The organism is Mesorhizobium sp. M7A.F.Ca.CA.003.01.2.1 (assembly GCF_003998945.1).
Classification (GTDB): Bacteria; Pseudomonadota; Alphaproteobacteria; order Rhizobiales; family Rhizobiaceae; genus Mesorhizobium; species Mesorhizobium ciceri.
In genome coordinates this window covers 1-7,311 of the sequence record NZ_RZRA01000176.1, presented here as the reverse complement: position 1 = coordinate 7,311, position 7,311 = coordinate 1, and the positions used below count along the sequence as shown (strand labels likewise).

Genomic DNA, 7,311 nt, shown 5'->3' with positions numbered 1-7,311 from the left:
GATATGGGCATGATGCCCATCATCGACGTTGCCAATGTCGCCTGTGGTTTTCACGCTTCCGATCCGGATCACATGCACACCGCCGTCCGCAGCGCCAAGGCGAGTGGCGTAAAGATCGGCGCCCATCCAGGCTTGCCCGACATTCAGGGTTTCGGCCGGCGCGAGATGCGGATGACCCGCGAAGAAGTCAGAAACACCATCATTTACCAGGTGGGAGCGCTTGCCGGCTTCCTCAAGGCCGAGGGTGTGGAACTCCACCACATCAAGCCGCATGGCAGCCTCTACTTCATGGCCATGCAGCAGGAGGCAATAGCCCATGGCGTGTGCGACGCGGCAGAGATTTTCGGCGTACCCCTCTTCGGCATGACGGGCACCCTGCATGAGAAGATCTATCAAGAGCGCGGTATCCCATTTGTCGCTGAGTTCTATGCCGATCTCGACTACGATGCCTCCGGCAAGCTGATCTTGACACGCGTTCATGACGCCAAGGACCCCGCAGAGATGGCCGAGCGGTGCGTACGCGCCATCAGGGAGGGCGAGGGCACGGCAGAGGACGGCAGTTTCTTCCCTGTACGCTGCGAAACCATCTGCGTGCATTCCGATACGCCGAACGCCATCGAAATAGCCCGGGCCGTGCGCACCGCAATCGCCCCCTGGCACTGAACTCGACCGAACCCGCCCGCGCGGGCGGTTCCAGATTAGTCTGTCCGCAGTTTTCCGGAGCTTTTTATGGCCCAGATTCTTTCACCTCTTCCCGGCACTTTTTATCGCAGCGCTTCGCCAGACCAGCCGCCATACAAGGCGGATGGCGACGCGGTGTCCGCCGGAGACGTAATCGGTCTCATCGAAGTGATGAAGTCGTTCCACGAAGTGAGGGCCGAGACGGCCGGTACGAACATCCGCTTCATTGCCGACAATGAGGATCCCATCATGGCCGGCGCACCTATTGCGGATCTCGACTGATGCTGAAAAAGCTTCTGGTTGCCAACCGGGGCGAGATAGCGGTCAGGATCATCCGGGCCGCGCAAGATCTGGGGATCGCCACCGTGGCGGTGTATTCGGCCGCAGACGCCGAGTCGCTCCACGTCCAGCTTGCGGACGAAGCGGTCAACATCGGCCCACCAGCTGCAAAGAAGTCCTATCTCAATGTCGAAGCAATTCTGAAGGCTGCCCGCGACACCGGTTGCGACAGTGTTCATCCAGGCTATGGGTTCCTTGCCGAGAATGCCGCGTTTTCCGACGCGGTCACAGGCGCTGCATTGGTCTTCGTCGGCCCGTCGGGAGATGCGATCCGGATGATGGGAGACAAGGTCTCGGCGCGATCGGCCGCTGCCGCTGCAGGTGTCCCCGTCGTGCCAGGCTCGGCTGGCCGGGTCGAGGGCCTCGAGGCTGGCCACGAGGTGCTGACCGCAACCGGTTTTCCGGTGATGATCAAGGCGGCGGCAGGCGGCGGCGGGCGGGGCATCCGCATCGCGAACTCGCTTGCCGAGTTCGAACAAGCCTTTCCTCAGGCCGAAGCAGAAGCCCTCGCCGCCTTGGGCGATGGTGGTCTCTACATGGAAAAGGTGATCGGCAAGGCCCGCCATATCGAGGTGCAGGTGCTGGCAGACGGAAGCGATGCCATCCACTGCTACGAGCGGGAGTGCTCGCTGCAGCGGCGACGCCAGAAGGTTTGGGAGGAGGCGCCGTCGCGCGCACTTTCAGACAGGCTGCGCGAAGAGCTCTGCGCTTCAGCGGTCGCCTTGGCCAAGGCGGTCAAATACTCTGGTGCCGGCACGGTAGAGTATCTTTACGACGATGAAGCAGACCGCTTTTACTTCATCGAGATGAACACCCGTATCCAGGTCGAGCACCCGGTCACCGAAGCGATCACCGGCATCGACCTCGTTGCGGAGATGCTTCGCATCGCCGGCGGCGAGAAGCTGCGGATCCGGCAAAGCGATGTCTCCGTCAAAGGGCATGCGATCGAAGTCCGGCTCAATGCCGAAGACCCGGCGAAGGAGTTCGCTCCATTCCCCGGGCAGGTGGCCGAGCTTCGCATTCCCGGCGGTCCGGGCGTACGCTTCGATTCGATGCTCTATCAAGGCTATCAGGTGCCGCCCTTTTATGACTCGCTGCTTGCCAAGCTGATCGTGCATGCAGAGACGCGCGAGGCGGCGATAGTGCGCCTGATCCGCGCGCTCAACGAGTTGAAGATCGGCGGGCTCAAGACCACCAAGCCGCTGTTTCTTGCGCTGGCCGCCGATCCGGCGATGCGGGCGGGAGACGTGCATACCCGCTGGCTGGAAGGCTGGCTCATCGAAAACGCCGCAGCATTGGCGGGTTAAGGAGGACCGATGTCGATACGATTCAACTTCGGCGGTGACGAACATATCTTCGGCGAGGTGTCCGAAGAAATGTCGCTCACCTCCTTCTTTACCGGCCTTTCGATGACCAATGCGGTGCGTACGGCAGGCATCCGAGGCGTCACCGAGATCTGCCCAGCCAACGCCAGCTTCCAGATTCGCTTCAACCCCGACATCGTCAAGCCGCAGGATTTGCTCAGCGAACTGAAGTCGATGGAAGAGGCCGCCTCGAAGTCGGACCCGGTGCTGAAGACCCGGATCATCGAACTGCCGGTTTATTTCCAGGATCCATGGACGCGTGAAACCTGCCTGCGCTTCCGCGAGCGCCATCAGGACCCCTCCTCCACCGATCTTGAATATTCGGCACGCATCAACGGCTACGCCACGGTGGAAGAGTTTATCGAGGCCTATTCCGGCCAGCCCTGGTTCGTATCGATGGTCGGCTTCGTCGCCGGACTGCCCTTCCTGTACCAGATGGTTGAGCGCAAGAAACAGATTCAGGCGCCGAAATACTTGCGTCCACGCACCGACACTCCCAAGCTCACCATTGGCCATGGCGGCTGCTTTGCAGCGATCTATTCGGTACGCGGCGCTGGCGGCTACCAGATGTATGGCATAACCCCGGCCCCGATCTACGACCCGACCAGGAAGGTGCGCTACCTCGCCGATGACATGTGCCTGTTCAAGCCAGGCGATATCGTCAAGTTCAAGGCCATTGGCCGCGATGACTACGACGCCACGCTTGAGGAAATCGAAGCCAATCGGTGGCAGCCGACGGTTCGCGAGTGCACCTTCAGCCTGAAGGATTTCAACAGCGACATTTACGGCACCAATGCAAAGCTGATGGAGCTTATCAATGGCCGTTAAGGTAATCTCTCCCGGCCTCTCCACTTCCGTGCAGGACCTTGGCCGACCCGGCCACTATCATGTCGGCATTCCAGAAGGCGGCGGCATGGACCGCTTTGCGACACGCATCGCAAACCTGCTTGTCGGCAACGATCCGGGTGCCGCGGTGCTCGAAGCCACTTTCATGGGTCCCGAACTCGAATTCACCCAATCCGCGGTCGTCGCCGTCACAGGTGGAGAGCTCCCACCCAAACTCAATGGCGAGGAACGGTCGACGTGGGAAAGTTTTCCGGTGAAGGCCGGTGACCGACTTTCTTTCGGCTTCCTCAAGGGCGGCGCGCGCGCTTATCTGGCCGTCTCCGGCGGCATCGACGTACCCGTGGTTCTCGGTTCGCGCTCGACTTACATTCTGGGCGCGCTTGGCGGCCATCAGGGCCGCACGCTGAAAGCGGGCGATGAGCTTCCCCTCGGCGAAGGTTCCGGCAAAGCCGGTCTTTCACTGCCTGCAAATCTGCGCCGCGCGCGCAATAGTCCGGCGGAACTCAGAATGCTTCCCGGCATATACTGGCATCGGATCACTGAGGCTGCCGGCAATCGGTTCTTTGAGGAAACCTGGAAGGTCGCGCCCGAAGCCGACCGTATCGGCTATCGCTTCCGCGGCGGAACGCCGCTGGAATTCGTCGAGCGCGAGCAGCCTTTCGGTGCGGGCTCCGACCCCTCGAACATCGTCGATGCCTGCTATCCTTACGGATCCGTCCAGGTGCCGAGTGGCACTGAGCCGATCGTTCTTCACCGGGACGCGGTTTCGGGTGGCGGGTATATGATGCTGGGCGTGGTGATATCGGCCGACATGGACCTTATCGCCCAGCTCCAGCCGCACACCCCGGCGCGCTTCGTCCCGGTGACGCTGGAAGACGCGCTTGCCGCGCGAACCGAACAGCGCGCCGCGCTGGCGCGTGCTGAAGGGCATCTGGCCGGCTGACGTCAGCCGGGAATGCCGGCGGAGGAGCCGGAGGCGAGGAGATCGGCCGGCCAAAACCGACCGCGCGTGGCGGAAGACAAAATCCGGTGCGCGAAACGACAAGACGACGCCGGGCAACGGCGTGAATTTGGCACCCGAGCAGTCCGCTAGAGACCGCCGGAACCGACAGGGGAAGACATTTGCAACGTGGCTGGCCGCAAGGCCGGATGCTTCGCGCCTTTCCGTCGGTAGAAAGAAGGAAAGGGTCATGAGTCATCTGAGCGCGGAGAACGTCTCGGTATCGTTTGCGGGGCTGAAGGCCCTGTCATCGGTAGACCTCCAAATTACGCCCGGCCGCATCAGTGGCCTCATCGGCCCGAATGGCGCTGGCAAGACCACGCTCGTCAACGTGCTGACCGGCTTCCAGGCACCGACGGAAGGCACCATCAAGCTCGACGGGGAAGCACTCACGGGTCTCAAGCCGCATCAGGTCCGGCGGCGCGGCATTGCCCGCACCTTTCAGGGTGGGCGGCTCTTCCGCGACCTGCCTGTGTTGGACAATTTGGAAGTGACCGGCGTTGGCCTGGGAATGAGCCGGCGCGCTGCCATCGCCGAAGCGGAAGCGATGCTCGACTGGATAGGCATCGGTGCGCTGGGTACCCGCATCGCCGGAACGTTGCCATACACGGACGAGCGCCGCGTCGCCATTGGCCGCGCCCTGATGGGACGGCCCGCATACATCCTGCTCGACGAGCCCGCGGCTGGCATGAGCGCACTGGAGGCGCGGGAGCTTTCCGCCCTGATAAGACACATCGCCAGCGATCTCGGCTGTGGTGTCCTGCTCATCGAGCACAATGTCGGGCTGGTGCTCGGCCTTTGCCAGCATATCGTCGTGCTCGATTCCGGAGCGATTATCGAGGAAGGACCGCCTGCCGCGATCCGCGACAGCGAGAAGGTGCGCCACGCCTATATGGGCACGGCCGCGAACACCGACCTGCCTGTGCTGGAGGCGATGGAATGAGCCTGCTCGCCCTTTCCGACATCACCATCCGCTACAGCCGTCTCACGGCGGTCCGCAATGTCTCCTTCTCCATGGACGAGGGAGAAATCCTGTTCATCACCGGCCCGAACGGAGCCGGGAAGTCTTCGCTGCTGCGCGCGATCGCCGGTGTTACGCCGGTGGCGGGCGGCCGGATCGACCTTGCAGGTCATGAGATCACCGGCCAGGCGCCGGAGAACATCGCCCGGCTCGGATTCTCCATGGTGCCGGAGGGGCGCGATGTCTTCGGCTCGCTGACGACCGAAGAGAACCTTCTGGTCGGAACCGGCATGCACGCCCGCGAACGCGGCTGGCGCAGCCGAGCGGCCGACGAACTCGAAGCCGTCTACGCAACCTTCCCGATGCTGAAAGAGAGGCGGCACGGGCAGGCGGGATTGCTGTCCCGCGGGCAGCAGCAAATGCTGGTCATCGGCCGCGCGCTGATGACCAATCCGCGGCTTGTAGCCATCGACGAGCCTTCACTGGGCCTCGCCCCCAACATCAACGACCAGGTCTACGAGCGGCTGATCGCGCTGCGTGCGCAGCGCCAGCTCACGCTCCTGATCGTTGAGCAGAGCTCGGCCCGGGCGATGATGGTGGGCGGGCGGATGATCCTGATGCGTGGCGGACAGATCGTGCTCGATGGCGACGCGCGGACGCTCGGCAATGGCGAGGCGATCCAGGCTGCCTATTTCGGCTACGAGGACAATTGAGATGCTTCAGATCCTGTTCGACGCACTCTCGCTTGGTTCGCTCTACGCGCTCGGGGCGCTCGGCATTGCCCTCATCTTCGGCGTCATGCGGCTCGTGAACTTCGCGCATGGCGACGTCATCGCCTTCTGCGTCTTCGCCCTGTTATGGCCGTCTACGGACGCAATGGCCATCGTCTTCGCCGGCCAATTGCCGTGGTACCTGCTGTTGCCATTCGTGCTCCTCTGCGGGGCCGGGCTGTCGGTGCTGTGCGAAATCGTCGTCTTCAGGCGGTTCCGTCAGGCAAATCCGGCAACCATGATGATCGCCTCCTTCGCGCTCGGTTTCGTCATTCGCTACTTCCTGCTCATGCTTTTCTCCAGTCGGCCGAAATCGATCTCGCTGCTGCCCGAACTGTCCCAGCCGGTGGAGATCCTTGGTGCCAGGCTTCCCCTCCTCCAGCTCATAACGATCGTGGCCACGATGGTCATCCTGATCGGCCTGACACTGTTCCTGCGTCAAACCCGCTTCGGCCTGGAGATGCGGGCGGCGGCCGAGAACTTCTCGATGGCCCGAATGCTGGGTGTGCGTGCGAACCGGGTTATCATGGGCGCGTTCGCCCTCTCCGGCGCGTTGGCCGCCGCCATTGCACTGATCTTTGGCGCCCAGACAGGCACGCTGGACATCCAGATGGGCGCCTCGATCATGTTGATGGCCTTCATCGCCACCGTCATTGGCGGCCTCGGCAGCCTCGGGGGAGCCGTGCTCGCCGGCTTCCTGCTGGGTGCCGCCTCGGTGATCATGCAAGTCATGCTGCCCATCGACGCCCGGCCATTCCGCGATGCCTTTGTCTATGGAGCGGTCATCCTCGTCCTCCTCTTCCGCCCACAGGGGCTTATTGCCGCGCGCGGCACCAAGGAAAGGATCTGATTTCATGGGTGTCGTCGCCTCCCTCACCAACTCTACCGCTGCCGGTGCCCCGGCTGCCGAGCGAAAGCCCGCCCGCTTCGCGCTTGCCCGCCGCACAATCCTGACACCGGTCCTGCTTTCTCTGCTGCTGCTGGCCATCGCGCTGATCACGGTGATGACCGGATCGCGGCCCTTCAACCAGACGGTGATCGACGTGTTCGTCCGTGTCATCCTCGTCGTGGGCCTATACATCTTTATCGGGAATTCGGGCGTTCTCAGCTTCGGGCATATCGGCTTCACCTGCCTTGGCGCCTACGCGGCCGCGTGGCTCACCATCAATCCGATGATGAAACGCGGTTCGCTGCCGGGACTGCCCGAATGGCTGCTGGCGACCCGATTGCCGTACTGGCAATCGGCTATGCTGGCAGCATTGTTCGCCGCCCTCGCCGCTCTCATCTTCGGGCGGGTGCTGATGCGATTATCGGGCATCGCGGCTTCGATCGCGACCTTCGCGATGCTCG

8 protein-coding genes and 1 pseudogene are annotated in these 7,311 nt (G+C 62.7%); all 9 read left to right on the top strand.

Annotated elements, in window-relative coordinates; genetic code table 11:
- Nucleotides 1-663, top strand: a 663-nt coding sequence (gene pxpA, locus EN969_RS09920; RefSeq protein ID WP_127419098.1) for a 5-oxoprolinase subunit PxpA, incomplete at its 5' end; no start/stop codon positions are given.
- A gap of 66 nt (nt 664-729) precedes the next feature.
- Nucleotides 730-963 (top strand): acetyl-CoA carboxylase, encoded by a 234-nt coding sequence (locus EN969_RS09915; RefSeq protein WP_013533152.1) that lies wholly within the window; start codon nt 730-732, stop codon nt 961-963.
- Nucleotides 963-2,327, top strand: a complete 1,365-nt coding sequence (locus EN969_RS09910; protein WP_127419097.1) for an acetyl-CoA carboxylase biotin carboxylase subunit — start codon at nt 963-965, stop codon at nt 2,325-2,327. Before EN969_RS09915 ends, EN969_RS09910 begins: the two co-directional genes overlap by 1 nt.
- Nucleotides 2,328-2,336: 9 nt before the next feature.
- Complete coding sequence (locus EN969_RS09905) at nt 2,337-3,212, top strand: carboxyltransferase domain-containing protein (protein ID WP_013533154.1); 876 nt, start codon at nt 2,337-2,339, stop codon at nt 3,210-3,212.
- The gene (locus EN969_RS09900; protein ID WP_063167471.1) at nt 3,202-4,173 is read left to right on the top strand and encodes a biotin-dependent carboxyltransferase family protein; all 972 of its coding nucleotides are present in this window, start codon (nt 3,202-3,204) and stop codon (nt 4,171-4,173) included. Before EN969_RS09905 ends, EN969_RS09900 begins: the two co-directional genes overlap by 11 nt.
- Nucleotides 4,112-5,173: an ABC transporter ATP-binding protein gene (locus tag EN969_RS09895; RefSeq protein WP_244514266.1), complete on the top strand. Its 1,062-nt coding sequence runs from the start codon at nt 4,112-4,114 to the stop codon at nt 5,171-5,173. Before EN969_RS09900 ends, EN969_RS09895 begins: the two co-directional genes overlap by 62 nt.
- Entirely contained in the window at nt 5,170-5,904 is a 735-nt protein-coding gene (locus EN969_RS09890; protein ID WP_127419096.1) for an ABC transporter ATP-binding protein, read from the top strand. The genes EN969_RS09895 and EN969_RS09890 overlap by 4 nt, the downstream gene beginning before the upstream one ends.
- A 1-nt stretch (nt 5,905) precedes the next feature.
- Nucleotides 5,906-6,811, top strand: a complete 906-nt coding sequence (locus EN969_RS09885) for a branched-chain amino acid ABC transporter permease (protein ID WP_013533158.1) — start codon at nt 5,906-5,908, stop codon at nt 6,809-6,811.
- Between the two features lie 4 nt (nt 6,812-6,815).
- Nucleotides 6,816-7,311 (top strand): annotated as a pseudogene (locus tag EN969_RS09880) (branched-chain amino acid ABC transporter permease); the annotation flags it as partial.

Coding starts and splice junctions, on each gene's coding strand:
- EN969_RS09915 (WP_013533152.1), top strand. CDS start 730: ATGGCCCAGATTCTTTCACCTCTTCCCGGCACTTTTTATCGCAGCGCT.
- EN969_RS09910 (WP_127419097.1), top strand. CDS start 963: ATGCTGAAAAAGCTTCTGGTTGCCAACCGGGGCGAGATAGCGGTCAGG.
- EN969_RS09905 (WP_013533154.1), top strand. CDS start 2,337: ATGTCGATACGATTCAACTTCGGCGGTGACGAACATATCTTCGGCGAG.
- EN969_RS09900 (WP_063167471.1), top strand. CDS start 3,202: ATGGCCGTTAAGGTAATCTCTCCCGGCCTCTCCACTTCCGTGCAGGAC.
- EN969_RS09890 (WP_127419096.1), top strand. CDS start 5,170: ATGAGCCTGCTCGCCCTTTCCGACATCACCATCCGCTACAGCCGTCTC.
- EN969_RS09885 (WP_013533158.1), top strand. CDS start 5,906: ATGCTTCAGATCCTGTTCGACGCACTCTCGCTTGGTTCGCTCTACGCG.